Source organism: Ahrensia marina, assembly GCF_001293565.1.
Classification (GTDB): Bacteria; Pseudomonadota; Alphaproteobacteria; order Rhizobiales; family Rhizobiaceae; genus Ahrensia; species Ahrensia marina.
The window spans coordinates 109,481-133,806 of the sequence record NZ_JXMU01000003.1 but is presented as its reverse complement, the minus strand read 5'-3'; the positions used below and the strand labels follow the sequence as shown (position 1 = coordinate 133,806).

The 24,326-nt window shown below is 50.1% G+C and carries 22 protein-coding genes and 1 riboswitch; of the genes, 9 read left to right on the top strand and 13 right to left on the bottom strand.

All coding sequences use genetic code 11. The features are described 5' to 3' along the window. Positions 1-89 precede the first annotated feature (89 nt). A complete protein-coding gene (locus tag SU32_RS03525) occupies positions 90-1,130 on the bottom strand; it encodes a class I SAM-dependent methyltransferase (protein ID WP_053997956.1) in 1,041 nt (346 codons plus the stop codon). Positions 1,131-1,497: 367 nt separating this feature from the next. Here SU32_RS03525 and SU32_RS03520 point away from each other — a divergent pair, with 367 nt between their 5' ends. After that, complete coding sequence (locus SU32_RS03520) at positions 1,498-3,333, top strand: putative bifunctional diguanylate cyclase/phosphodiesterase (RefSeq protein ID WP_160316287.1); 1,836 nt, start codon at positions 1,498-1,500, stop codon at positions 3,331-3,333. Between the two features lie 14 nt (positions 3,334-3,347). Here the strand turns inward: SU32_RS03520 and SU32_RS03515 are convergent, their stop codons facing one another. The 3 genes from SU32_RS03515 to SU32_RS03505 are packed head-to-tail and all read right to left on the bottom strand — an operon-like array spanning position 3,348 to position 6,158. Continuing rightward, entirely contained in the window at positions 3,348-4,040 is a 693-nt protein-coding gene (locus SU32_RS03515; RefSeq protein WP_053997954.1) for a GntR family transcriptional regulator, read from the bottom strand. A gap of 10 nt (positions 4,041-4,050) precedes the next feature. Continuing rightward, entirely contained in the window at positions 4,051-5,058 is a 1,008-nt protein-coding gene (locus SU32_RS03510; RefSeq protein ID WP_053997953.1) for a Gfo/Idh/MocA family protein, read from the bottom strand. A gap of 17 nt (positions 5,059-5,075) precedes the next feature. After that, positions 5,076-6,158 carry an isocitrate/isopropylmalate dehydrogenase family protein gene (locus tag SU32_RS03505; RefSeq protein WP_053997952.1) on the bottom strand — a complete coding sequence of 361 codons (1,083 nt, stop codon included), beginning with the start codon at positions 6,156-6,158 and terminating at the stop codon, positions 5,076-5,078. Between the two features lie 124 nt (positions 6,159-6,282). Here SU32_RS03505 and SU32_RS03500 point away from each other — a divergent pair, with 124 nt between their 5' ends. The 8 genes from SU32_RS03500 (at position 6,283) to otnC (ending at position 13,630) form a co-directional block, all read left to right on the top strand. Beyond that, positions 6,283-7,290, top strand: coding sequence for a Bug family tripartite tricarboxylate transporter substrate binding protein (locus SU32_RS03500; protein WP_053997951.1), 1,008 nt, complete (start codon positions 6,283-6,285; stop codon positions 7,288-7,290). Between the two features lie 80 nt (positions 7,291-7,370). Continuing rightward, complete coding sequence (locus SU32_RS03495) at positions 7,371-8,132, top strand: tripartite tricarboxylate transporter TctB family protein (RefSeq protein WP_053997950.1); 762 nt, start codon at positions 7,371-7,373, stop codon at positions 8,130-8,132. Next, positions 8,129-9,658 carry a tripartite tricarboxylate transporter permease gene (locus tag SU32_RS03490; protein WP_053997949.1) on the top strand — a complete coding sequence of 510 codons (1,530 nt, stop codon included), beginning with the start codon at positions 8,129-8,131 and terminating at the stop codon, positions 9,656-9,658. Before SU32_RS03495 ends, SU32_RS03490 begins: the two co-directional genes overlap by 4 nt. After that, positions 9,655-9,954 carry a putative quinol monooxygenase gene (locus SU32_RS03485; RefSeq protein WP_082376394.1) on the top strand — a complete coding sequence of 100 codons (300 nt, stop codon included), beginning with the start codon at positions 9,655-9,657 and terminating at the stop codon, positions 9,952-9,954. Before SU32_RS03490 ends, SU32_RS03485 begins: the two co-directional genes overlap by 4 nt. 5 nt (positions 9,955-9,959) lie before the next feature. Then, a complete protein-coding gene (locus tag SU32_RS03480; RefSeq protein WP_053997948.1) occupies positions 9,960-10,955 on the top strand; it encodes an aldo/keto reductase in 996 nt (331 codons plus the stop codon). Beyond that, positions 10,952-11,761: an N-acyl homoserine lactonase family protein gene (locus SU32_RS03475; RefSeq protein WP_053997947.1), complete on the top strand. Its 810-nt coding sequence runs from the start codon at positions 10,952-10,954 to the stop codon at positions 11,759-11,761. Before SU32_RS03480 ends, SU32_RS03475 begins: the two co-directional genes overlap by 4 nt. Then, positions 11,761-13,002, top strand: coding sequence for a 3-oxo-tetronate kinase (gene otnK / locus SU32_RS03470; RefSeq protein WP_053997946.1), 1,242 nt, complete (start codon positions 11,761-11,763; stop codon positions 13,000-13,002). The genes SU32_RS03475 and otnK overlap by 1 nt, the downstream gene beginning before the upstream one ends. After that, positions 12,995-13,630 (top strand): 3-oxo-tetronate 4-phosphate decarboxylase, encoded by a 636-nt coding sequence (otnC, locus tag SU32_RS03465; protein WP_053997945.1) that lies wholly within the window; start codon positions 12,995-12,997, stop codon positions 13,628-13,630. Before otnK ends, otnC begins: the two co-directional genes overlap by 8 nt. Before the next feature lie 39 nt (positions 13,631-13,669). Here the strand turns inward: otnC and SU32_RS03460 are convergent, their stop codons facing one another. The 9 genes from SU32_RS03460 to mmsB form a co-directional block, all read right to left on the bottom strand. Then, a complete protein-coding gene (locus SU32_RS03460; protein WP_053997944.1) occupies positions 13,670-14,446 on the bottom strand; it encodes an ABC transporter permease in 777 nt (258 codons plus the stop codon). Continuing rightward, positions 14,443-15,378, bottom strand: a complete 936-nt coding sequence (locus tag SU32_RS03455; RefSeq protein WP_053997943.1) for an ABC transporter permease — start codon at positions 15,376-15,378, stop codon at positions 14,443-14,445. Before SU32_RS03455 ends, SU32_RS03460 begins: the two co-directional genes overlap by 4 nt. Before the next feature lie 2 nt (positions 15,379-15,380). Further along, a complete protein-coding gene (locus SU32_RS03450; RefSeq protein ID WP_053997942.1) occupies positions 15,381-16,901 on the bottom strand; it encodes an ABC transporter substrate-binding protein in 1,521 nt (506 codons plus the stop codon). 16 nt (positions 16,902-16,917) lie between these two features. Next, the gene (locus SU32_RS03445) at positions 16,918-17,349 is read right to left on the bottom strand and encodes a DUF1636 family protein (RefSeq protein ID WP_053997941.1); all 432 of its coding nucleotides are present in this window, start codon (positions 17,347-17,349) and stop codon (positions 16,918-16,920) included. A gap of 112 nt (positions 17,350-17,461) precedes the next feature. Beyond that, positions 17,462-17,675: riboswitch (cobalamin riboswitch) on the bottom strand. 193 nt (positions 17,676-17,868) lie between these two features. After that, positions 17,869-19,383 carry an aldehyde dehydrogenase (NADP(+)) gene (locus SU32_RS03440; RefSeq protein ID WP_053997940.1) on the bottom strand — a complete coding sequence of 505 codons (1,515 nt, stop codon included), beginning with the start codon at positions 19,381-19,383 and terminating at the stop codon, positions 17,869-17,871. A 20-nt stretch (positions 19,384-19,403) separates the two neighbouring features. Further along, on the bottom strand, positions 19,404-20,327 hold the full coding sequence (locus tag SU32_RS03435) for a Gfo/Idh/MocA family protein (protein ID WP_053997939.1): 924 nt from the start codon (positions 20,325-20,327) through the stop codon (positions 19,404-19,406). Next, a complete protein-coding gene (gene araD, locus SU32_RS03430) occupies positions 20,327-22,069 on the bottom strand; it encodes an L-arabinonate dehydratase (protein ID WP_053997938.1) in 1,743 nt (580 codons plus the stop codon). The genes SU32_RS03435 and araD overlap by 1 nt, the downstream gene beginning before the upstream one ends. A gap of 3 nt (positions 22,070-22,072) precedes the next feature. Next, positions 22,073-23,068 carry an AraD1 family protein gene (gene araD1, locus SU32_RS03425; RefSeq protein ID WP_053997937.1) on the bottom strand — a complete coding sequence of 332 codons (996 nt, stop codon included), beginning with the start codon at positions 23,066-23,068 and terminating at the stop codon, positions 22,073-22,075. 2 nt (positions 23,069-23,070) lie between these two features. Then, positions 23,071-24,321: a multiple monosaccharide ABC transporter permease gene (mmsB, locus tag SU32_RS03420; protein WP_053997936.1), complete on the bottom strand. Its 1,251-nt coding sequence runs from the start codon at positions 24,319-24,321 to the stop codon at positions 23,071-23,073. Positions 24,322-24,326 lie beyond the last annotated feature (5 nt).

Genomic DNA, 24,326 nt, shown 5'->3' with positions numbered 1-24,326 from the left:
GAAAGTGGCACATTGAAAATAAAAATGCCGCCTCTCCGATTACGATGTTTGAAGAAGCGGCATAAAAATTATCGGGTTTGTGTGTTTAATCAGGCCAGCTTTGTGACTTCCGCATAAACGATATTTCTATTGGAGCCGTAGAACACATTCAGATCGATTGAATTGCGGTCAACGCTGCCATTCACGATTTCTTCCATGTCGCTGCCATTGCGCAGGATTAGCGGCCAGTCCATGAATGTTTCCATATAGCCGTCGGTTTTGATTTCATCGCTAAAATTAGCAAACAGGAATTTGCCGCCCGGACGGACAAAATCCCAACAGCGCTGCATCAAGCGCACGCCAATCGGCACAGTCAGATAATCATACAGTCCGGACGCATAAACCAGATCAAACTGTCCCAGATCATATTTGCGACCCAAAAGCCCACGGACAGAACCTTCAACCGGCTGCACAGCATTGCCCGGATTTGAATGGCGCACTGTCGCGAGGCTTTGCGGATCCTGATCAAGCGCAACCCAACGCTTAAGGCTATTTGTTTTGAGCGCTTCTGACTTTTCAGCTTCGCGCAAATGCCCACAGGCTATGGAGAGAATTTCTGCATTCGGGTGATCCGCAGCCGTTTTATCAACATAGTCAGTCAAAATCTCGCACCGCTCGCGACCGGCAACCGAACTGTCAGCATTACTGGTATAGTGATAAATTTCACGGCCCAGTTCAGTAGCTTGAGCGATGATATCATCCGCACTTTTGTGCTGATAATAGATATCGAGCAATGTCGCATCGCCAGAATAGCCGCGCGGCTTTTCAAATGACCATTTTGTAAACGGATCCTGTTGCAAATATTCGCTGACAGGATGTTGTTGCGCAACAGGAATGAGTGCTTTCCAAACAGCAGGCCCTGCGTCCCTTCTCAATTCATGTAAGTTTTTGGCTAATCTGGCGACAATGATTTCCGGATCAACATCGCGTTTGAACTCGCTGTGGGCAAGCTCCAGTGCGAGCATAAGATGGCCTTGCGAAACGAGTGTTTTGGCTGGCTCTGCGGCATTTGTATTACCGTAAAGAGCCTCATCAGCGATCTTAGCGGTTACTGCGGAATATTTGTCGAGTTTGAAACTAGGTTTAGGCATTTGTCATCTTTCAAGAAGCTTGGGACAGCTCTACTGAACCCCTTTAATGTTACAGTTTCAAGTACTCATTTACGCTTTATTAACCATCTTGGAGAATTTGCCACAAAGGGTTTACTTTTAATTTTTTCATAAAGCTTAGAATTAACACTGAGTAAGAGGACTATTTTAAATATGAAGCAATCTAAATCAGTTCTGCTATGGACCAACTTGCGAAGTCGAGCTTATGCTAAAACCGAAGTCACCGGATACAGTCAGAGGTAGTATACTCCGTTCAATCCAAGACAAACGGCGTAACCCAACCTTAAGCCGTCTGCTAACTATACGTGATTCTGCCCGAAATAGGGAATTGCTGCGTATCGGTATGTGGATGGCGGTCGTCAGCTTCGCTTTTTATGGCGTTTTTGACTGGTATCTTTTTCCTGATATTAATCAGTCTCTCGTTACTCTGCGTCTCGTGCTCGGGGTGTCGACGATTTGCATTATCGAGTTTGCGCTCGCCCTTAAGCGGCCCCTCAAAGAACTTCAACTTCTTGGCGCTACGGCAATTGCCGTCGGATCTTTGTGTTGGCTTTATTCAGCCCGCCAAACGAACTTCCAGATCAATTTTGCGCTTTTTTCCGTCTATGGGGCGATCTTTATACTGGGAACCAACCTCTATTTCAGGTTCAAGTTTCTTATTGCAGTCATAACATCGCTTACAATTACTGTGTGCTATGCAGGCAATGCCCTATTCATCAATGAGCTTCCATCTTGGGTTCAGATCACTCTGTCGCTGTTCTTTGTGAACTGCTTTGTGCTTTCCCTCTACATTTCTTGGCAAATGGACGCGGCTCGCTATGATAATTTCTTGAACGAAATACGCACCCGCCAGAGAGAAAAACATGCCATCGCCAAAGGGCGCGAACTGCTTGAGATTGCTGAAACGGATCCGTTAACAGGTCTGGCAAACCGCCGCGCAATTGAGCGCAAGTTTGCGGCAATGATGGACAACCAGAACAATAGCGAAGCTTATTGCGGCGTTTTGCTGGTCGATGCTGATTATTTCAAAAGTTATAATGACTTGCTTGGGCACCAAGCCGGTGACACCTGCCTGCAAAGCTTGACCGCCGCATTCGAGCGGGTGGCCGAAAGATATAATGCACAGGTCGGACGATATGGCGGCGAGGAATTCATTATCATCGTCACAATCGAGGAATCAAAAGAGCTATCTAAAATTGCCTCCGATATTTGTGAAGAAGTCCGCAACATCGATATAACGCATCCGGGCCGCCCGGATTCGCGTAAAATGGTGACTGTGAGCGTTGGCGCCACATGCCAGCAGCTATCAACGGAGCCGACATTAGAACAATTAACTGGTGAAGCAGACCACGCGCTATACCGTGCAAAATCAGGCGGGCGTGCTACATTTAGATTGTTTAATGACCATTCGATCAGCGAAGATCACTCAAGCTTCAATATCTTGAAAGCAATTGAAGATGTCGTCGCTGAAAACCGCATCCGTGCGGTGTATCAGCCATTGGTCAATTCAAGCGATGGCAGTTTATTCGGTCATGAAACGCTCATGCGGGTTTTTGATCGCAGCGGCAATAAGATCAGCCCTGAATTCTTTATCCCGATTGCTGAAGAAAGCGGCCTATTATGTGAACTAGGCGAGTGGATCATTGACCGCGCATGCCAAGACTATGGGCGCAATCCTGTCGGCAAAGTAGTCAGTGTAAACGTTTCCGTCGTGCAATTACGCAGGCCCGGCTTTCCAGACGTGGTTACATCCGCAATTCGTCGCCATGGCATCAAGCCACATAACCTTGCGATAGAGATCACTGAGACAGTGAATATTCTTGAAGATGAGTTGGTCAGAAAAGCCATCAAACAATTGCGTGATGCCGGTGTGAAAATATGGATTGATGATTTCGGGACAGGTTATGCCGGTCTTAAATGGCTGCGTGATATCGACTTTGATCTTGTCAAAATTGACCGTTTATTCCTGACTGACAGCGCAACCCTGCAAGGCAAAAAAATGCTTCAGGATATCGTCACGCTTGTTAAAAACAGAGGCTTGGAAGTTTTGGTAGAAGGTGTGGAAACAGCCGGCCAGAAAAACCTGCTCAAGCAACTAGGTGTCGACTATATGCAAGGCTTTTATATCGGACGGCCGGAAAAGTCGTTGACGAACATTTCCCACCGTCTGGCCGAGACCGCATAAGCTGCCCTACCCCCTCAAACGAGTATCAGCTTATGCTTTTCCAGAATTGAAATCAGCATCGCGCCTGCACGGACGCGATGTTCGGTGTGTATTGTTTTGGCCGCTACCGCATCACCGGCCTTGATTGCATCAAGCAGGCGGCGATGATCTTCATTCGATTTCGTCGGTGACGGGCGCAAATACAATGTCAAAGCGCGCGCGCGGCGCACCTGATCGTTAAAAACACTGACAATACTTTTGATACGCGAATTATCGGCCAGCCTGATCAATTCATTGTGGAATTTTTCATCCGCAACAGCCCATGTTTCCCGGTCATCTGTTTCCAGTGCCTCATCCATCATCAGGATGGCTTTTTCCGCCTCAACGAAGGCATCAGCATCCAGTGACTTTTGAGCTGCCAGTTCAGCGGCCGTGCCCTCCAACGCGGTTAATACCTGATAGACCTCAACCATATCGCTGATCGACAGCGGCAGAATTTTAACGCCGTGCCTTGGCACGATTTCTAAAAGCCCCTGCGCTTCAAGAATTAAAGTTGCTTCACGCACAGGTGTCCGCGACATACCCAGCTTGGCGGCAAGCTCGCTTTCCAAATGATTGGAACCGGGTTGAAGCTCGTTTTCAATAATCAATTTCTTGATGGTCTGAATAGCGATTTCGGTATTCGACTTTGATCGAGACGATGATGATCGCGTGGCTTCAAGATTCATAATCGCTATCCTAAACTTCTATCCTACGTTTTTCGTCATCCGATTTATAGGCTGCTGCTTCCAGTTCCAAAACACGCATATAGTCTTGTGCGGTATTTTCCAATGCAGCGCCGTTTTTAATGGCATCAACCACATGGGACTGCAATGCAAATACACAATCACCGCCAAAACCGGGCCGGTCCTGCTTTGGCATGATTGTTTCAATATCTGTTGAGCCAAATTCCCGGAATGAAACGACACCATCACCTTTTAAAAACAGAGTTCCTTTTGTTCCTTCGACAATGCATTCGCCCAATGTTGTGCGGTGATTTTCAGCACAGTGGTCAAGATTGCGGTTGCCATCCAGAATTGCGCGTTTGCCGTCTGCATAATCCATAATCATGTAACCGGCATCTTCACCGGCAATAACCGGATTCATCTTGCGCAAGTCAGCATAAATGCCGACCGGATCACCCATCAAAAAACGGAACGTATCAATCCAGTGCACGCCTGTTTCATGGATAAGAAGACGCGGCATTTCCTGAAAATATGGTTGCCGGTCCAAATAAGCGCGTGGCCCCTGCCCGTCACCGGTACGCATTCTGAAGGTAATCTGATGAAGGTCACCGATCCTGCCCTCATTAAGAGCCTTTTTAATAACGCGGTACCAAGGCTGGAAACGGAAATTTTCATGTACGACAATACGGGCGCCATGCTGCTCAGCCAGAGCAATCGCCTCAGCCGCTTCATCAATGTTGTTACAAAACGGCTTCTGACAGATGATCGTTTTTATACCATGGGCCAGCGCCGTCTTGATAAAATCAAGATGTGTAGGTGGCGGCGTAATGATATCAAGCAAGTCAGGTTTGGTTGATGAAAGCATTTCGGCAAGATCATCAAACGGCGTATACCCTGTTTCTGCGGCGGACTCTTTGGACCGCGACATCGCGCCGACAATTGTTACATCGTCGATGCGGGACCAAGCATCATAATGAAACCGGCTGAAATAGCCTGCGCCAGTGCACGCGACCTTTATCATTGCGCTACCTTTCCACTTTACAATTTATTGCTGACTTCATTTGAGAATTCAGATGTTGTCGCTGTACCACCAAGGTCACGCGTTAGCGTTGTGCCTTCCACGACGACATCATAAACCGCTTTGCGCAATATCTCAGCGTGGTTCAACATTTCCGAATTACCGCGTTCATGCCCAAGCCAGTCAAGCATCATTGCGGCCGACAATATCATGGCAGCAGGATTGGCAATGCCCTGGCCTGCAATATCGGGCGCAGAGCCGTGACACGGTTGAAACACAGCATTGCTGTCGCCGATATCGGCAGAAGGCGCAAGACCGAGACCGCCCATAATACCAGCACCCAAATCCGACAAAATATCGCCGAACATGTTTTCGGTAACAAGAACATCGAAAGTCCAAGGCTTTTGAACCATCCAAAGCGCCGTTGCATCCACATAGGCATGGGATGTTTTAATATCGCTATGGCCTTTGGCAATTTTATCGAAAATATCACGGAAAAATGCAAACGCACGAAACACATTGGCTTTGTCAACGCAGGTCACCTGTCCAACTGTTCCTTGCGATTTCTTACGGCGTCGGGCGAGTTCAAATGAGAAATTAAACAGCTTTTCGCTCGTTTTACGGCTAATGACCAATGTCTCGCGCGCCTCATCTTCAGAGACTTCACCCTTGCCCTGTGAGTAGAAAAGTCCCTCTGTGCTTTCCCTGATCAACACGAAGTCGATCGTCTGACCATCCGGAATCTTTATTGGCGATGCCTGACCGGGCAAAACAGTGACCGGACGCACACCCGCATAAAGATCCATCTCTTTGCGTAATTCTATCTGGGGAGAAATTTCGGTTCCATCGGGATAGCGCACTGACGGAAGGCCCATTGCAGACAATAAAATAGCATCGGCCGCACGTGCGCCATTTAATGAGGCTTGCGGCAAAGATTCGCCCGTTTCAGCATAATGGGCTGCGCCAGCCGGCAACACATTAAAGGTCAGCGAGTAGGATTCGGCTTTCTCTGACAGCTTTTCAAGCAATGATATTGTTGGCGCCATAATCTCCGGCCCAATCCCATCCCCTTCAAAAACTGCGATATCATAATTGTCTGACATTCCTGCACCTTATTGCTGTATAAACGCATCACTATGCATCCACCATTACCTGTAATTAAAAGATTTGACAATGCATTTATTAAAGCATACGTTATTTTTGCAATTCATCCTTAGGAGGAAACCGATGAGACGCAGTTTACTTAAATTGGCCGCGGCGACCGCTGTAGCTTTTACTTTTGGCTCTGCAGCCAGCGCGCAGGAATATCCGTTCCGCGACATTACAACAGCAGTGGTTTGGGGTGCCGGCGGCGGCACTGACAGTATTAACCGCATGATCATGGCCGAGATGGAAAAGCACCTGCCTGTTGGCATTAGCGTTACCAACCAGACAGGCGGCGTCGCTGGCTCCAACGGCATGGTATATGTGATGAACCAGCCTGATGACGGCTACACCCTGGCGGGCATTTCTGAATCAAACGTCACCGCAGCGGTTCAAGGCGGCTGGGATAAGAAATTCGATTTCTGGCATCCATTTATCGTTGGCGGCTCGCCTGACCTGATCTCGGTTCCGGCCGATTCGCCTTATAATTCGCTTGAAGATCTCGTTAATGCGGCCAAGGAAGCTCCTGGCACAATTCCGGCAGCAGCATCAGGCTCAGGCTCGATCCACCATCTAAATCTTTTGGCGATTGAAAACGGTGCCGATGTAAAATTCAAATTTGTTCCGTATAAAGGCTCCGCGCCCGGCCAAGAAGCTGCGATCGCAGGCGAAGTTGCACTGGTCGTCACATCGCTAGCCGAACAAGCACCGTTGATCGCCGGCGGCCAACTCAAGCCACTTGCCATGCTGACGCCTGACGCCGTGACTTTTGAAGGCAAAGAAATACCGTCCGCGTTTTCTATCTATGATGGTTTGGACAAATATTTACCGCTTAAACAAGCGATCGGTTTTGCGGTTCATGCATCTGCATCAGATGAAGTCAAGGCAACATTGACAGCAGCTTTTGACAAGGCAATTGCATCGGATGTTGTTGCCGAGTGGGCTGCGACGAACAATTATGATGTTTCAGGCAAGTCCGGAGACGAAGCAAGTGCGATCTTCTCTAATCTTGAAAGCAACTTTGCCTGGACACTATGGGATTTAGGCGCGGCAGAAGTCGACCCTTCTACGCTTGGTATCGAAAAGCCATAACGTTAAAACCTCTAGACTCATGGTATTTATTCAGGCCGGTTGAAATCCGGCCTGAGTAGCTTTTTAAAAGAGTATAGTTCATGGACGAGAAAACAATCTTGCGGGCGCGCGATTTCTGGACATCCATTGTCCTGTTCGTCGCCAGTCTGTTCTTCCTATTTCAAACGTCGAAAATTCCGTTTTTCAACAGTGCCTCAGCCGGTGTGGATAGCGCGCAATGGTATGATTCTGCCGCGCTCGTGCCCTTCGGAATCTTTGGAATCCTTCTTGTCCTATCGATTGTTCTGTTTGTTATCTCAATCAGAGATGGCGGTGCAAAAGTGGCCCTTTCGGCTGTCGGACTTGATATTGATCTGCATGAAATCAAACGGCTTTTCAGTATTTCGCTTATACTTGCCGCCTACATCTTTGCGCTCGTTCCGCGCGTCGATTTTATAATCTGTTCCGCGCTTATGATCACCGCTTTAATCTGGGGCTATCATCGCGGCTTTCGCCCTGTAACATATATCGCAACGGCTGCCGTTATCGTCCCGTCGCTCTATGCGCTGATTGTCAATTTTCCCCAATCACAATGGGGAAAACCCCATGACGATGACTGGTTCACTCTGGTCTCATTCTTGGCATTAACAGCAACCATGTTTGTGGTTGAATTTCGCGCGAAAAAGATAGACCGCGTGATCAAAGTAACGCCGGTCGTTGCTGTTTTGTGTCCACTAATCCTCGTATTGGCGATGGCATTCGGCTTTCGGCAAAATGTTCCCAACCGTACCGGCCTGCTGTTTAGCCAGATCGAATATAACTACTACGTAAACCTCAGACCTCTTTGGCAGGGCAAGAAATGATCGATTTTGTCGTCGCGCAACTTTTAGGCTTCTCCAGCGCCTTATATATTCTTGTCGTTGATCCGATAACCTATGTTTATCTGATACCTGCCGTGTTCCTTGGCATTGTGTTCGGGGCGCTGCCGGGCCTGACCGCAACGTTAGCAGTCACCATTTTAACCGGATTTTTTGGCAATAAATTTCCGCTCGACCAAGCGCTTATAGCGCTTATCGGATCTTATGTCGGGGCGATTTATGGCGGTTCATATCCGTCAATATTGCTCAATATTCCGGGGACGGCGGCTTCCGCGGCAACATCAATGGACGGGTATCCCCTGACAAAAAAAGGTCTTGGCGGAGAGGCACTCGGACTGACGACCACAGCATCTTTTATCGGCACATTATTTGGTACGTTCTGCCTTCTTATTTTTGTCTGGCTATTGCTCATTGTGTCCAAAAACATTGCTTCCCCTGAAAAAGCGCTGCTTGCACTTTTCGGTATTCTTTTATCCGGAACTCTGATGTCGCAAGACCTTGTTATCAAGGGGTGGATATCGGGCCTGATCGGGCTGGCTATGGCTATGGTTGGCCTCGACCCGCTTTTATCAGAAGCGCGTTATACATTTGATTGGTCTTACCTTTTATCTGGCTTTCAGGTTGTCCCTGTTTTGATGGGCGCTTTTGCAATACCGCAAATTATGGATGGGATGCGCGAGGCAATTAAGCTGATGAAAGTGCCCCATGTAGGGCGTATCCGGCCCGAAGCGCGGGAAGTTGGCCGCCATATGCCGACAATATTGCGCTCAGGGGCTATTGGAACAGGTGTTGGCGCTCTTCCGGGCGTTGGCGAAGATGTCGCCGGTTGGGTGTCCTATGGCGTTGGTAAATCCATGTCGAAAGAAGGCGACCAATTCGGCAAGGGATCAAAAGACGGGCTTATCTCTGCCGAAGCCGCCAACAATGCTGCAATCGGCGGCGCGCTCATCCCATTGCTTGTGCTGGGTATTCCGGGCTCGCCGCCTGCTGCCGCACTTCTCGGAGCACTTAAGATCAACAATGTTATCCCCGGCCCGACGATAGATCCGGCGTTGATTTTGCACATTGTTGCGATCCTTGTTCTGGCATCGCTTACCATGCTTTTGATGGGCCTGCTAACAGCAAAAATCTTCATCAAAATCCTGCGTATACCGCAAACCGTGTTCTTGCCGGTTGTTATGGTATTGACCACCATTGGCTCTTTCTCAGTCGGCGGTGGCATCAATGATCTGTTTTTAATGATCGGTGTCGGGCTTGTCGCTTATGCTATGAACAAGATGCACTACCCTATCGCACCGCTGGTGATCGGCGTCATACTTGGCGGCTTGTTTGATGAAACGTTCCGCCGCTCCTTGCTTATTTCTGACGGCGATATGACAGTGTTCTTCTCGCGTCCGGGTGCGGCAATCCTGCTCACACTCAATGTTCTTTTGGTGCTGAGCCAAATACCGGCAATCAAAAAAATGTTTGCCGGACTGACAGACAAATTCAAAAGGAAGGTCGTTAAATGAGCTTTGCGGTTATTGTCACATTCAAAGTCCATGACGCGGATATCGCTGCGTTTATGCCGCTCATGGTGAAACAGGCAAAGAACTCACTCGAACTAGAGCCTGCATGTCGAATATTCGAGATTTGGCAGAACTCAGGCGATGAAAGCACGGTCAAGCTTTATGAAGTCTATGACGATTCAGCGGCCTTTCAATCGCATCTGGATAGTGATCATTTTAAAGCTTTTGATCAGGCTGTAGCATCAATGATTGCGCACAAAAATATCGAGAGACTTGATCGAAAAATAGAATTGGATTGATTCATATGACACCGACAATTGACAATTTATGTCTGGGTACAATGATGTTTGGCGGAGCCACGGACAGCGCTGAGTCCCGGCGAATTTTTGATATGTTCGCAGACGCTGGCGGCCGCTTCATTGACACCGCAGACACCTATAATGACACGCAAAGCGAGCAGGTCGTCGGAGATTTAATTCAATCACAGCGCGACAGCTTCAAGATTGCGACAAAAGTCGGCAATGGTTTTAACAGCGTAAAACATTCAGGCGGCCTAACCAAAGAATGGATCAATGAAGCCATTGACGGATCACTCAGCAGATTAAAAACCGACTATGTGGATTTATACTATCTGCACCTTGAGAAAAACGAGACACCGCTAACCGAAACATTGGAAGCGATTGGCGGCTTGCTTGCGGCCGGTAAAATCCGTGAGTGGGGATTTTCCAACTTCCGGCCTTGGAAAATCGCCGAACTTGTGCGCCTGAGCGACGAGATGGGCATTAAACGTCCCACATATGCCCAGCCTTATTATCATATGCTCAACCGGACTGCCGAAGCTGATTTTTTGCCTGCCTGCCGTCATTTCGGCATTAAAGTCGTCAGCTACTCCCCACTTGCCCGCGGTGTGCTGACCGGAAAATATAAAGGCGGTTCAGCGCCGGAAGGCTCACGCGGCGCACGGGGTGATCAACGTATTGCCGAAACCGAAATGCACCCTGATACGCTTGCAAAAGCCGATCTGGCGCTCGCATTTGCGGACAAACAGTCAAAGAAACTCTCCGACATGGCTGTTCAGTGGGTTCTGGCCAACAATGCGATAAACGCGATCCTTGCCGGACCGCGCACCGCAAGCCAGATGCAAAGCTATATCGATTCTCTGAGCGCCGACTACACGATGGCGGATGAAGAATATTATTCGAGCCTGTGCAATCCGGGCCAGTTGGCGGCTGCGGGTCATTTTGATCCGCGTTACCCGTTGGACGGCAGACATCTGACAGACGGAATCGATAAAGCATGAGCGAGACAATCTGGAAAGTTCATGCTCTGAAATATGCCGAACGCAATGCACGCACACGCGCCGACAGTTTTTTGTTCGACGATGATCACGCCAGCCAACACGATATGGATTACTTTATCTGGGTCTTGAGTGACGGTAAGCGTAATATTGTGGTTGATACCGGCTATGACAGCGATGAGGCCAGCAAACGCGACCGCCCGATACTTCGCAATCCTGCGAAAGCGCTGGAAGCCATTGGACTTGATGCGACACAGATTGATACGGTCATCATCACACATTTGCATTATGACCATGCCGGTGGTCTGGCGCAGTTTCCCAATGCTGTTTTCCATCTTCAAGAAAAAGAAATGGCATATGCGACCGGCCCATGCATGTGCAGCGGCACGCTCAAAATGCCGTTTACCGCAGACCATGTGTGCCAAATGGTTCAGCGCGTCTATTCCGGCCGCGTGGTCTTTCACAATGAAGACGGTGCGGTCGCAGATGGCGTAACTGTGCATCGGATCGGCGGCCATTCAAGAGGTCTTCAGGCGGTGCGTGTCAAAACTGAAAGCGGCTATTTGTGCCTAGCATCTGATGCGGCTCATTATTATGAGAATTTCATTAAAGGAAAACCGTTCCCGATCGTGGTTGACATGGAGGACATGTTCACCGGCTTTTCCAAAATACAAAAACTCGCAAGCCACAAGTCTCTGGTTATTCCCGGCCATGATCCGCTTGTTACCAAAAGCTTTGGCAGCGAAGGAACGTCAGGTTTCGTGTGGCGTCTGGATAAGGGGCCGAGCAAAAAGATAGAGGGCGTATAATGCTTCTTGGTGTCATCGGAGACGACTTTACCGGCTCAAGCGACATCGCCAATACTTTGTCAAAGCAAGGTATGAGCGTCACGCAATATAGCGGCATTCCAGCACACAATGCGGACGCCACCGTTGAAGCCGGCGTTGTTTCATTAAAAACGCGTACTATTCCGGTTCAGGATGCAGTTGCACAATCTGTTGCCGCAGCGCAATGGCTGCTTAAACAAGGCTGTCAGCAAATCTTCTTTAAATATTGCTCAACCTTTGACTCCACCAAAGAAGGCAATATCGGACCGGTGACCGAAGCACTTGCCGATCTTCTGGGAGAAGACAAGGTCGTGATGTGCCCTGCTTTTCCGACAGCCGGGCGCACAATCTTTCAAGGGCATCTCTTTGTTGCTGACCAGCTCTTGAGTGACAGCGGCATGCGTAACCATCCGCTGACACCGATGACAGATGCCGATTTACGCCGCTGGCTGGCCTATCAAACACAATGGACAGTTGGACATATTCCCTATGCCGATATTGCAACCGGCGCTGAACATATTGAGCAAAAGCTAGCCGCTGCGCCAAAAAGTATGATCATAACGGACGCGATCAGTGACCAGCATCTTCATGATATTGGCACGGCAGTTCGCGGACGAAAATTACTGACAGGCGGCTCTGGCCTTGCCATTGGCCTGCCGGACAATTTCCGCCGACAAGGTTTGATCAAAGCGACAAATAATCCATGGCGCGGCGAAAGCGGCAAAGCGGTAATTTTATCGGGTTCCTGCTCTATCGCAACGCGCGAACAGGTTGCCATTTATCGCGAGAACGGAAAGGCACGCGAAATAACCGCAGCAGAAGTCGCTGAAGGCACAGTAAGTGTTGCCGAGATCGCAGATTGGGCGCTCGCACAAGAAACAACACCCTTGATTTTCTCATCAGCCGACCCAGAAGTCGTTGTTGCGGCACAGAATAAATATGGACGCGAAAGAGCAGCCTGTGCCATCGAGACTTTCTTCGGTGATCTTGCCAGCCAGCTTGCTGATGCGGGCGTATCCCGCATCGTTACAGCGGGCGGTGAAACATCCGGTGCCGTTGTTCTGGCTTTAAAAATCGATGCTATGGAAATTGGGCCGGAAATCGCCGCAGGTGTTCCGGCAATGCGGGTCACTGGCCGTGATCTGGTGATTGCGTTGAAGTCCGGCAATTTTGGTCAAAAAGATTTTTTCAATCGCGCTTTGGGGGTTCTTGAAAATGGGTGACACCAAGCTTCGTGAACAAATCTGCCTGATGGCAAAAAGCCTCTATGATCGTGGGCTGGCGCATGGCTCAACGGGCAACATTTCAGCCCGTCTGGACGATGGCGGCCTATTGGTTACGCCGACCAATTCCAGTTTTGGCTTTCTGGATCCTGCCCGCCTTTCGCACTTTGATAAAAACGGCCAACTGATTGGCGGCGACAAACCAACCAAGGAAATGTCACTGCATCAGGCATTTTATGACACCCGGGGTGCAAAAGCGGGCGCAGTCGTCCACCTGCATTCACATCACAGTGTCGCTTTGTCTTTGTTCGAGGACAATGACAGGGATGATTTTCTTCCGCCGCTTACCCCCTATCCGATTATGAAACTGGGTAAAGTGAAGCTACTTCCCTTCTTTGCGCCCGGCGATGCGGCCATGGGCGAAGCAATCCGTGATCTTGGCGGTGCTCATTCGGCAGTTATGCTCGCCAATCACGGACCGGTTGTTGCAGGCAACGATATCGCGTCCACCGTTTATGCAATGGAAGAACTGGAAGCGGCAGCGCGGCTTGCTATTCAAACAAGAGGCGAAAGTGTGCGCGCCCTGACCAATGAACAAATCAGGCGACTTACTTCCACCGTCGCTTGATAGAACTGATATGTATTTAAGAAATCGATCTGTTTATGCTCATCGATCCAAAGCGATATTCAGCAAAAGTGCCGACAGTGCGGTCGTAAAGACCGGAGCAAGCACAAGGTGCGGCGCTGAAAACAGGAACATTCTATACTCATAAATCATTGCGCCCCATTCCGGCTGGCCTGTATCGGCGGATAAACCCAGAAACCCCAGCGATGTTACAAGGATGACAGCGCGCCCTGCATCTGCGCCGGCCAAAGCGCCGATGACAGGCCATGTGTTGGGAAGTAAATGCCGAATGACAACATTGAGCGGGCTTGCACCGAGTGCAAGGCTTGCGCGCCAGAACTGCTCCGCACGCAGGCGGTCAACCAAAGCGGCAATGCTTAATGCATATGGCGCCCACGCGCTGATAATTAATGCAAGAGCGATAGAATACAGCCCCGGCCCTATCAGCGCCGCCAGAAAAAGGGCCATAATGAGCGTGGGGATAGCGAGTGTCGTCTGCGCCAGCCAGCGCACAAAGCTCGCAATACTGCTTGGCGCAACTGCAATGATTGTTCCGGCAATGAGGCCCACAACCAAACTGCCGCATAAAACAATAAAAATAGCAAAAAGTGAGGTTTGAGCGCCAATCATTAAGCGCGAAGCGACATCTCTACCCAGATGGTCCGTGCCAAGCCAGTGCAGTGCAGACGGCAATTGAAAGCTGCCGGTAAGATCAACTGAATGAGGATTGTGAGGTTGCCAAACAAGTCCGGAGATTGTGAGCAAAGCCCACATCAGGCACATCCACAGTGTAACATTGCGGGAAAGATTATGCTTCATAAGGCTTCCCTCAGACGCGGGTCCAAGTGTCGCCTTAGAGCGCCGGCCAATTGCAGGCCAACCACGATCCAGAATGCGATAATCGCCAAATAAGATTGCAAGACGGGATAATCGCGCGTTGTCACCGCCGCGATCAGGCGTTCGGATAGTCCGGGCACTGCAAACACAACTTCTGAAACAGCGGTTCCGCCGACAATCCAGGCTAAATCCGGCGCAATACCGGCCATCAGTACAATAACTGCATGTCGCCGCCCGTGAAACCACAGGGCAGATGCTTGCGAATGTCCCTTGGCAACGGCTGTACGCATATAGGGCGCGGCTGCAACTTCGTTAAATGCGGCACGGGTGATGCGCGAGATACTACCGGTGGAAAAGAACGCGACCAGCAAAATGGGCAGTAGCAGATTTTCGACATTGCCGCCGGAAAACGGACGTATAATCTGAAGCTTGACTGCCAGTACCCATAGTAAAATCAAGCCGACAGCAAATGCCGGCAAGGATTGGCCGCCGACTGCAAGGGCGCGCGACAGTTTATCGGCAATCCTGCGCGGACGAAGAGCAGCCGCATAGCCCAGGCAAAAGCCGGTAATCAAAGCCAGTGCAAAACCAGTGATCCCGATTGCGGCCGACCATCGCAGACCGGCGGAAAGGATGGATAAAACCGGCTTTCCCAATACAAATGAATCGCCCCAGTTCAATGTTAAAAAGCCAAACAGCCAGATCCCATATTGCTGGATCACTGACCGGTCGAGGCCCCAAGCAGCACGATACAGGGCCTTAACATCTCCTGAGGCGTTTATGTTCATCTGATTGATGTAAATGTCGACCGGATCCCCCGGAACCAGTCGCAAAACAAAGAAACTTACGGTGACAACCGCCAGCCATGACAAAAAAGTCAAAGTTACTATGCGTGTCACCGTAAGCATTGCCATCGTTACTTGGAAACCTGCAAGTCAGGGCGAATGATATAATAATCAGAACCCCAAGGCTCATAGTTTTTCAAATGGACTGATACGCCTACATGCCATTCAGGCGTCACTAGGAATGAAACCGGTGCCTCGGTAGCGATAATATCTTGCGCCTTTCTTGCCAGTTCCGCACGCACATCTGTATCTCCTTCAGCGCGCAATTGTTCAATGACAGCGTCATATTCCGCATTGGACCAACGGGCGTAATTGTTCGCAGCATCTGTTTCAAGAAAGAGCGATAGAAACTGAGCCGGATCGCCAGCCGGCGCGGTGTGTTGAGCCCACAAGAAAAGATCATATGCCCCGCTCTTGGCAATATCGGTTGGAGATTCTGTCACTTGTGTTTTTACCGATATACCAAGCCCTGCCAATGCCGCGCGGATAACCGGCTGAAATGTAATGAGGTCCGGCCGTTGCGGATAGGCCCACAGTACCAATTGCATCGGCTGACCGTTTTTGCGCCTAACACCGTCCTCCCCCTTTATCCAGCCTGCTTCATCGAGCAATGCATTGGCCTTATTCACGTCAAGTGGCAGTTCTTTTTCAGCCGCAAAAGGATAGGTTTGGGAAAAGGCACCGGTTGCAACGGAACCTGCCCGTGCAGCGGCAACCAAATCTTCCCTGTTGATGGCCATGTCAATCGCCTTGCGAACGCGCACATCCTGCAAAACATCGGAAGATGTGTTCATCCACATCATATATTGATAAGCTACGGGAAAGGATTTCACTTGCTTTGCTTTATCACCTGCAAACATCGATAGGCTTTCTACCGGCAGGTTAAAAGCAAGATCAAGTTCGCCGGAAGCAAAAGCCAGCGCCAATGACTGCCCGTCCGGTATTCTGCGAATAGTGAGTTCAGGACGGTTTTCCGCATTTTCGTAGTGCGGGTTCGGGACGAGATCGATGCTTTTATCAGCCGTTAAACTCTCCACCGCGAACGGACCTGTGAAAATAAACTCGCCGTCTTTTTCCATATAAACGGGGAAAGCCCATTCAGCGAGAATAGAAGGCAAAATCTTTGTCGGTTTTTCGCTGTGGACTTTCAAAGTGCGTTCATCAACCGCATGAAAACTCAACAAGCCGGATGTCGAGCGGGCAGAAGGATTTGTCTGTCCGGTTCTATTAAAACCAGCAGCAACCATTTTGGCCGTCACAGGCGTTCCATCTGAAAAGAATCGATTGTCCGCCAATGTAATGGTCCAGGTACCATCGCTATTTTCAATGGCAGTCTCCGCCAAATTGGGTTCGATTTTACCTTGCTTAGACACGCTGAAAAGCTGTTCTCCGATACCATGGGTAACAAGTGTCCAACCCACTGAACCTTCAGACGGGTCCAGCCCATTTGTCAGAAACGTTTGCCCAATAATCAATTTATCCTCAGCCCATGCGGATTGAGGTGTCAGCAAGGCGGCCGTCATTAGCGAGATACCGACTGCAAACGCCGCAATGGCGCGTTTCCGTTTCGGCCAAATATTCCCAAATGTCATCGCGCTCTCTCCTAAGCTAATTCGTGTGACTGGATATTGTGAAATCTTCGTCGATGAACTGGTCGTGATCATCGGGCGGCACGCGGCCTAAAATACCGGCGCGTAGTGGCGCTGGGCGGTCCGGTCGTTCAATCAACCCGTCAGCCTGTTCCGCATAAAGGGCAGCCATTTCGAGGATTGAACCGGCATCGGCCTCATGATCGAGATCGCCGAAAAGAAGTGTAAATTTTCCTTCTCCGGACAAGGCAATGACACAGTGCCGTTTGCACTGGCTCATGCAGCACACACCGCGCAGGGCAACACCTTTTTGTGCGGCACGGCTTTTGGGAAAAAGCGCCCTTAATTCTTCAGCAAGTTTATAACCGGGTCTGTCTGCAAGCTCTATTGGTACGCCGGACGGCCTGCACCGTGTACAGACTGACAGTATCGTTTTGTGTCCACTCGCCATTTAACATCCCTTTTGCGTTAAGGGGTGGTCAAGTGAAGAGGCGAAATTCCGGACGATGGGCGGGCCCACAAGCGTTGCGACGTTTACACCTACAACCCCGGAACACCCCGTCCGAACAGCAGATTTCTTGGCAGGTCTCCTGACTCACGGATTATAGCCTATTGCGCCTTCCCGGGACGTCGTACCCAGTGGCTATTTGCAATCGACAATCCGCTCACAGTTGCGGGGGCAGTCATGGATTCGGCGCCCTTCGGCTATTCCTCACCATGTTCCCTTTTAATCCGCTGCCATTAAAGACTCGCGGAACCAATGCGCTCATGCATATAGGAAAGTAATGAGCAATCAAGTGGCTTGCGTTCGTCAAACACTGTTTTTGATATGCTTGTGTCTTCCATCTTCTCTAAGAAAACTAGACTAAGCTATTTGGCTTGATGCCGCTTCAGCGGCCGCACGCATCAATCAACGATCATCAAATTCTAGTTTTTAGGCACCCCTAGGCACGCGGAATTTACAAAGCAATTAATCGCGAAGAACGTTTGGCAGTAATTCAGCCGGCAAATTCTGATAGCAGACAGGCCTTAAAAAGCGGCGAATAGACATCGAGCCAACAGAGGTCGCACCAAAATTGGTAGACGCAGGATAAGGGCCGCCATGCACCATCGCATCAGCAACCTCTACACCTGTCGGAAATCCATTGACCAGCAAGCGCCCTGCTTTGCGCTCAAGGACAGGCATCAACTCCTGTGCTAACGACATATCGGCTGAATCCATATGAAGAGTCGATGTAAGCTGGCCCTCCAATGACTTTGCAATATCAACAACTTGCGCGGTATCTTTAGCACGAACCACAATACCCAAAGGCCCGAATACTTCTTCGCTGAGCTCTTTATTCTCAAGCCATAACGCCGCATCAACCTCGTACAATTGGGCGCCTGCTTCACGGTCGGCACATTCATTTTGAACGAGCGCTTTCACGCCTGATATTTTCGCCACGCTCTCAGCGCCCTGCTGGTAGCTGTCTGCGATTGCGGATGTGAGCATTGTCTGGTTTTCAGCACTTTCCAGTGCACCTTTAGCAGCCGCAATAAATGCGTCCGCATGCTCATCCAAAACCACCGCAACGCCCGGATTTGTGCAAAACTGCCCTGCGCCCATTGTAAGCGATCCGGCCCAGCCTTTGCCGATTTCATCCCCGCGTGCCGAAGCAGCCTGCGGCAGAATAAACATCGGGTTGATTGAACCAAGCTCTCCAAAAAATGGAATCGGTACCGGTCTTTGTGCGCATAGATCAAACAATGCACGGCCGCCGCGCAAGGAACCGGTAAAGCCGACTGCGCAAATCAATGGATGTTCAACCAATGCCTTGCCAACAGCTTGGCCGCCATCTTGCACAAGTGAAAATACGCCCGGATGAAGATCACATTTATCAATTGCAGCCGCAATTGCATCTGCGACCAGTTCACCGGTCCCCGGATGCGCGGGATGCCCTTTCACGACCACCGGACAACCCGCAGCAAGTGCAGAAGCCGTATCACCGCCTGCTGTCGAAAATGCCAATGGGAAGTTAGATGCGCCAAATACAGCAACAGGCCCAATCGGGCGCTGCACCATTTGCAGTTCAGGGCGCGGCAGAGGTGTACGATCGGGCAAAGCCTCATCCTTGCGCTGATCAAGATAGGTGCCCTTTCTGATGTGTTCGGCAAAGAACCTTAATTGTCCACAAGTGCGCCCGCGCTCGCCTTCAAGCCGCGCTTCAGGCAGGCCGGTTTCTGCGGTACCGATTTCAGTAATCGCCGCGCCGCGCGCTTCTATTTCGTCGGCAATCGTCTCTAAAAATTTTGCGCGTTCTTCATCGGCAAGCCAGCCATATGTTGCAAAGGCCTCTTCAGCAGCTTCAACAGCTTTGTTGACGTGCTCAGGTGTACCGCGACTAAAGGAAAAAGGCTCGCCGTTCGTTGGTTCTGATGGAAAAGTCTCATTTGCAGCGACCCAATTGCCTGCAATCAAGTGTTTTCCGTGCGGGACATAACTCATAGCTTAACTCTTTCGGTAATTTAAAATTCAAACTCAGCAATGGTGATCCGCTTGCCCAGTGCGTATGCGTCGCAAACGTGAATCATAGGACTTAGGTCAACATCGCTCGCGCGGTTTTGCACCAAGGTGTGCATTTGTGCGTAAAGGTTCGCATATTCGTGGTCACTACCTTCAACAATACTTTTACCGTCGATGCTAAGTTTTGCGCCACCGGACGACATTTTCATTTCGCCCTGATCGGTTTCAATATCGATGTCCCATGTTTGCGGGCCCTCTTGGCGCCAGTCAAATACCGCATCCATCACTGCATTATCAGGATTCGTAAAAGCGAGATGCGCAGCAATGGGCGTATCGCGATTGGACGGAAACTCTAACTTGGCGGCATTGATATGAACATCATATGGCAAGATTTCAGTCATGATCGAGAGCGCATTGATACCCGGATCAAACACGCCCAAACCACCCGGCTCCCATATCCATTCCTGACCGGGGTGCCAGCGCCGAACGTCTTCTTTCCATGTAATCCGAAAGCGCTTTATTGTGCGTGATTTCAGCCAGTCTTTCGCTGCAGGGATAGAATCTGCAAATCGCGAATGCCATGTTGCAAACAGCGAAACGCCTTTTTCTTGCGCCATCTTTTCCAGCGCATAACATTCCGCCAAGCTTTGCCCCGGCGGTTTTTCCAACATCACATGACGGCCTGCACGCAAAGCTTTTACGGCATAATCAAAGCGTGGCTGTGGCGGTATAGCCAAAGATACAATCCCGATATCTGGCCGTTTTTCGAGCATGTCATCAAGCGAAGTGTAGCTCTCAACGCCATCGATAGACGCATGTCGGCTAACAGTGGCACTGAGTTCGAAATCAGGATTATTGGTAATGGCCGGAATATGCTGGTCAACGGCAATCTTACCGATGCCAACCAAAGCAATTTTATGCACCATTAATGTGATTCCTTGCCGACAGCCGAACCGCGACATCCCTTTAGAAAGTCAAAATCCGCACCCGTATCGGCGCCTTCTACATGGTCATGAAACAGCTTGGCATAACCACTCACAGGCACTTCATGACTTCGTTTCCACGAGGCGAGCCTTCCCTGCAATTCATCGTCGGCAATGTCGAGATGAAGGCTTCGTGCGGACACATCAAGTTCAATGATGTCGCCATTTTGAACAACGGCAAGAGGTCCGCCGGCTGCAGCTTCAGGTGCCGTATGCAAAATAACTGTTCCATAGGCCGTACCTGACATGCGCGCATCCGAAATGCGTACCATATCTGTTATGCCTTTACGCAAGACCTTTGGCGGCAACCCCATATTGCCGACTTCAGCCATACCGGGATAGCCTTTAGGGCCGCAATTCTTCAGCACCATGATGCAGGTCTCATCAATATCCAGCGTTTCATCATTGATCTTGGCTTTGTAGTCATCAATGTCTTCAAAAACGACGGCGCGACCGCGATGCTTGAGCAAAGATGGTGTTGCTGCGGAAGGTTTGAGCACAGCTCCATTGGGAGCCAGATTTCCGCGTAATACGGCAATACCGCCCTGCTCTGTAAGAGCGTTGCTCACAGGGCGAATGACGTCTTCATTCCAGTTCTTTGCGTCCTTGACCTCGTCCCAGATCGTTGTACCCGATACGGTCAGCGCATCCTTATGCAAAAGTCCGCCATCGCCCAGAGCTTTGAGCACAACCGGCAAACCGCCCGCATAGAAGAACTCTTCCATCAGATATTTACCGGAAGGCATAAGATTGACGATTGTCGGAACGTCGCGCCCGCACCTGTCCCAATCATCCAGTGTCAAATCAATGCCAACACGGCCGGCCATGGCCATCATGTGAATAGCCGCATTGGTAGAGCCGCCGATAGCACCATTGGTTCGGATCGCATTTTCAAATGCCTGCTTTGTCATGATGTCAGATGGCTTGAGATCATCCTTGACCATTTGCACAATCCTGCGCCCAGACATTTGCGCCATGACGCGCCGTCGTGAGTCGACCGCAGGAATGGCTGCATTGCCCGACAGCGCCATACCAAGCGCCTCGACCATTGATGCCATTGTCGATGCCGTACCCATCGTATTGCAAGTACCTGTAGAGCGGGACATGGACTGTTCGGCTTCTGCAAATTCTTCCGGTGTCATCTTTCCGGCTTTGATAGCCTCTGCAAATTTCCAAAGGTGCGTGCCTGATCCTAGCCTTTCGCCCTGAAACCAGCCATTGAGCATTGGCCCGCCCGTAACAGCAATCGATGGCATATCCGTCGAGGCAGCGCCCATGAGCAATGAAGGTGTGGTTTTGTCGCATCCAACCAGCAAAACCGCACCGTCAATGGGTTGCCCGCGCATTGCTTCTTCGACCGACATCGCAGCCAAGTTTCGGTACATCATCGCTGTCGGGCGAAAGGTGTTTTCTGAAGCAGAAAAAACGGGCACTTCAAGTGGAAAGCCACCGGCTTCCCAAACCCCCGCTTTCACTTTTTCCGCAAGTTCGCGCAAATGTCCGTTGCATGGCGTAAGATCAGACCATGTATTGAGGATACCAATTACGGGACGACCATCGAACAGGTCGTGCGGGTGCCCTTGGTTTTTCAACCAGCCACGATGATAAATGGCATCGCGCGATGTACCGCCATACCATTCCTGTGAGCGTAATTTTCGGGGCCACTTTGCCGGTGTAAATGTCATAATTTATAGCACCTCAACGGTCGTGAGCGTCTCGGACTTGCGCGGCAATTGCAGTGGATTACGCAGTGGCATGCCGAACTCCGGTGCGGAGATCACGAATTCATCTCCATCTTCGCAGGCGATTTTATCTGCGAATGAAAGAGTTGCTGTACCAAACATATGGACATGAATATCGCCCGGCTGTCTGAACAGCTCATATTTAAAATGGTGATGTTCAAGATTGGCAATTGTATGGGACATGTTGTCTTCGCCGGACAAAAACGGCTTTGACCATATGGTCTTACCATTGCGCACAATTGAACTTGTACCGCGAATATCGGCAGGTAATTCACCGACGAATATCTCCGGCCCGAATGAGGCTTCCCGTAGTTTGGAATGGGCGAGATAAAGATAGTTTACGCGCTCCATTACATGGTCCGAAAACTCGTTCGAAAGCGCAAATCCAACACGGTGCACAGTGCCCGTATCACCTACCACATAAACGCCGGCAATTTCCGGTTCCTCGCCGCCATCATCGGCAAATGCCGGACTTTTAAGTGCGTGGCCCGGCGCGACGGCCGCAGTGCCGTTGCCTTTATAAAACCATTCCGGTTGAACACCGACTTTACCGGCAGCCGGTTTACCGCTTTCAAGTCCCATCTGGAACATGCGCATAGAGTCCGTCATTTCGCTGGTGTCGGCCGCATTTTTATTGTGCATGGCATCGCGCGTAGAAGCGGACCCTAAATGCGTTAATCCGGTGCCGGTTAAATGCATATGTGCCGGATCATCGTGATGGATAGGAAGAAGTATGCGATTTTGCTCGGCTAAAACTTCAAGATCGACAGCGGGCCCAAGCGTGTGTTCACGAACACAGTTAGCAATCGACGTTTTTGCCGCAATAGCTTTGCGCACCAATGCATAGCTGCTTTCAACACCCTGAATGATTGAGGCCTCGGCACCATTTCGAACCACGACACTGATGCCGCCTTGATCGTTTTTAATCTGAGAAATCAACATGATCAAGCCTCCTTGTTCTTATTGTAAACATCGAAAACAACCGCTGCGAGCAGAACCAGTCCTTTGATCATTTGCTGATAATCGATACCGATGCCCATGATGGACATTCCGTTATTGAGCACGCCCATTAAGAACGCACCGATGACCGCACCCACAATCGTGCCAACGCCGCCGGACATGGAAGCACCGCCGATAAAGACCGCTGCGATCACGTCCAGTTCTAGCGCAAAACCTGCTTTAGGCGTTGCAGTGTTCAAACGGGCGGCGAAAACCATGCCCGCTGCTGCGGCCAGAAAGCCCATATTTGTAAATGCCAGAAATGTGAGGCGTTTGGTTTTGATACCGGATAATTGAGCAGCCTTTTGGTTACCGCCCAGAGCATAGATACGGCGCCCGATAACTGTATTTTCGGTCACGAAACCATAGATGACTGCAAGAAAGCCCATCGTCAAAAGTACATTCGGCAAACCGCGGAACTGGCTAAGTTTATACATGACAAAAATAAGCGCGGCAGCGACGATGAAGGTGCGCGCGTAAAAGATTGCCGCTGGTTCTTCTTCGACGCCATAAGCAATATTTGCCATGCGCTTACGCATCCCCATCCAAACAAGCAAAATGGCAGCAGCGATACCCGATACAAATGCAACAGTATTGATTTGCCTCACCGCAAACACACCGGCAAGCCACTCGCCGATGGCCTTCGGAAAGAAATCACCCAAAAAGCCAGTGGCTATGATTTGAAATTCACGGGGAAACGGTCCAACCGACTGTCCTTCAAGCAAGAGCAATGATAGTCCGCGAAAAACCAGCATTCCCGCCAAAGTTACGATAAATGATGGAATGTTCCAGTAAGCGACCCAGTATCCTTGTGCAGCGCCAATCAGCGCGCCTGTTGCCAGACAAATGGCGCCAGTGAGATAAATATTCATATCATAATTGACGATCATCACCGCCGCCAATGCTCCGATGAAACCCATCACCGAGCCCACCGAAAGATCGATGTGCCCCGCGACAATGACAATCAGCATGCCCAGAGCCATAATGATGATATATGAGTTTTGCAGAAGAAGGTTTGTTACATTCACCGCGCGCAAAAGGGTGCCATCAGTCACAATCTGAAAGAAAACCATCACAACAATCAGAGCCAGAAGAAGCCCGTATTGGCGCAAATTCGCAGACAGATAATGCCCGATACTTTTCGTTTCCACGGCAGTTTTTGTCGAAGATAAGTTTTTTGTTTCGCTATCAGCCATTTTGT

What these genes read in the sequence shown, in the direction of transcription:
- SU32_RS03495 (WP_053997950.1), top strand. Translation starts at nt 7,371, where the DNA reads ATGGACGAGAAAACAATCTTGCGGGCGCGCGATTTCTGGACATCCATT.
- SU32_RS03485 (WP_082376394.1), top strand. Translation starts at nt 9,655, where the DNA reads ATGAGCTTTGCGGTTATTGTCACATTCAAAGTCCATGACGCGGATATC.
- SU32_RS03455 (WP_053997943.1), bottom strand. Translation starts at nt 15,378, where the DNA reads ATGGCAATGCTTACGGTGACACGCATAGTAACTTTGACTTTTTTGTCA.
- SU32_RS03525 (WP_053997956.1), bottom strand. Translation starts at nt 1,130, where the DNA reads ATGCCTAAACCTAGTTTCAAACTCGACAAATATTCCGCAGTAACCGCT.
- SU32_RS03480 (WP_053997948.1), top strand. Translation starts at nt 9,960, where the DNA reads ATGACACCGACAATTGACAATTTATGTCTGGGTACAATGATGTTTGGC.
- SU32_RS03450 (WP_053997942.1), bottom strand. Translation starts at nt 16,901, where the DNA reads ATGACATTTGGGAATATTTGGCCGAAACGGAAACGCGCCATTGCGGCG.
- SU32_RS03435 (WP_053997939.1), bottom strand. Translation starts at nt 20,327, where the DNA reads ATGGTGCATAAAATTGCTTTGGTTGGCATCGGTAAGATTGCCGTTGAC.
- SU32_RS03460 (WP_053997944.1), bottom strand. Translation starts at nt 14,446, where the DNA reads ATGAAGCATAATCTTTCCCGCAATGTTACACTGTGGATGTGCCTGATG.
- SU32_RS03500 (WP_053997951.1), top strand. Translation starts at nt 6,283, where the DNA reads ATGAGACGCAGTTTACTTAAATTGGCCGCGGCGACCGCTGTAGCTTTT.
- SU32_RS03475 (WP_053997947.1), top strand. Translation starts at nt 10,952, where the DNA reads ATGAGCGAGACAATCTGGAAAGTTCATGCTCTGAAATATGCCGAACGC.
- SU32_RS03505 (WP_053997952.1), bottom strand. Translation starts at nt 6,158, where the DNA reads ATGTCAGACAATTATGATATCGCAGTTTTTGAAGGGGATGGGATTGGG.
- araD (WP_053997938.1), bottom strand. Translation starts at nt 22,069, where the DNA reads ATGACATTTACACCGGCAAAGTGGCCCCGAAAATTACGCTCACAGGAA.
- SU32_RS03520 (WP_160316287.1), top strand. Translation starts at nt 1,498, where the DNA reads ATGGCGGTCGTCAGCTTCGCTTTTTATGGCGTTTTTGACTGGTATCTT.
- SU32_RS03515 (WP_053997954.1), bottom strand. Translation starts at nt 4,040, where the DNA reads ATGAATCTTGAAGCCACGCGATCATCATCGTCTCGATCAAAGTCGAAT.
- SU32_RS03490 (WP_053997949.1), top strand. Translation starts at nt 8,129, where the DNA reads ATGATCGATTTTGTCGTCGCGCAACTTTTAGGCTTCTCCAGCGCCTTA.
- SU32_RS03510 (WP_053997953.1), bottom strand. Translation starts at nt 5,058, where the DNA reads ATGATAAAGGTCGCGTGCACTGGCGCAGGCTATTTCAGCCGGTTTCAT.
- otnC (WP_053997945.1), top strand. Translation starts at nt 12,995, where the DNA reads ATGGGTGACACCAAGCTTCGTGAACAAATCTGCCTGATGGCAAAAAGC.
- otnK (WP_053997946.1), top strand. Translation starts at nt 11,761, where the DNA reads ATGCTTCTTGGTGTCATCGGAGACGACTTTACCGGCTCAAGCGACATC.
- SU32_RS03440 (WP_053997940.1), bottom strand. Translation starts at nt 19,383, where the DNA reads ATGAGTTATGTCCCGCACGGAAAACACTTGATTGCAGGCAATTGGGTC.
- mmsB (WP_053997936.1), bottom strand. Translation starts at nt 24,321, where the DNA reads ATGGCTGATAGCGAAACAAAAAACTTATCTTCGACAAAAACTGCCGTG.
- araD1 (WP_053997937.1), bottom strand. Translation starts at nt 23,068, where the DNA reads ATGTTGATTTCTCAGATTAAAAACGATCAAGGCGGCATCAGTGTCGTG.
- SU32_RS03445 (WP_053997941.1), bottom strand. Translation starts at nt 17,349, where the DNA reads ATGGCGAGTGGACACAAAACGATACTGTCAGTCTGTACACGGTGCAGG.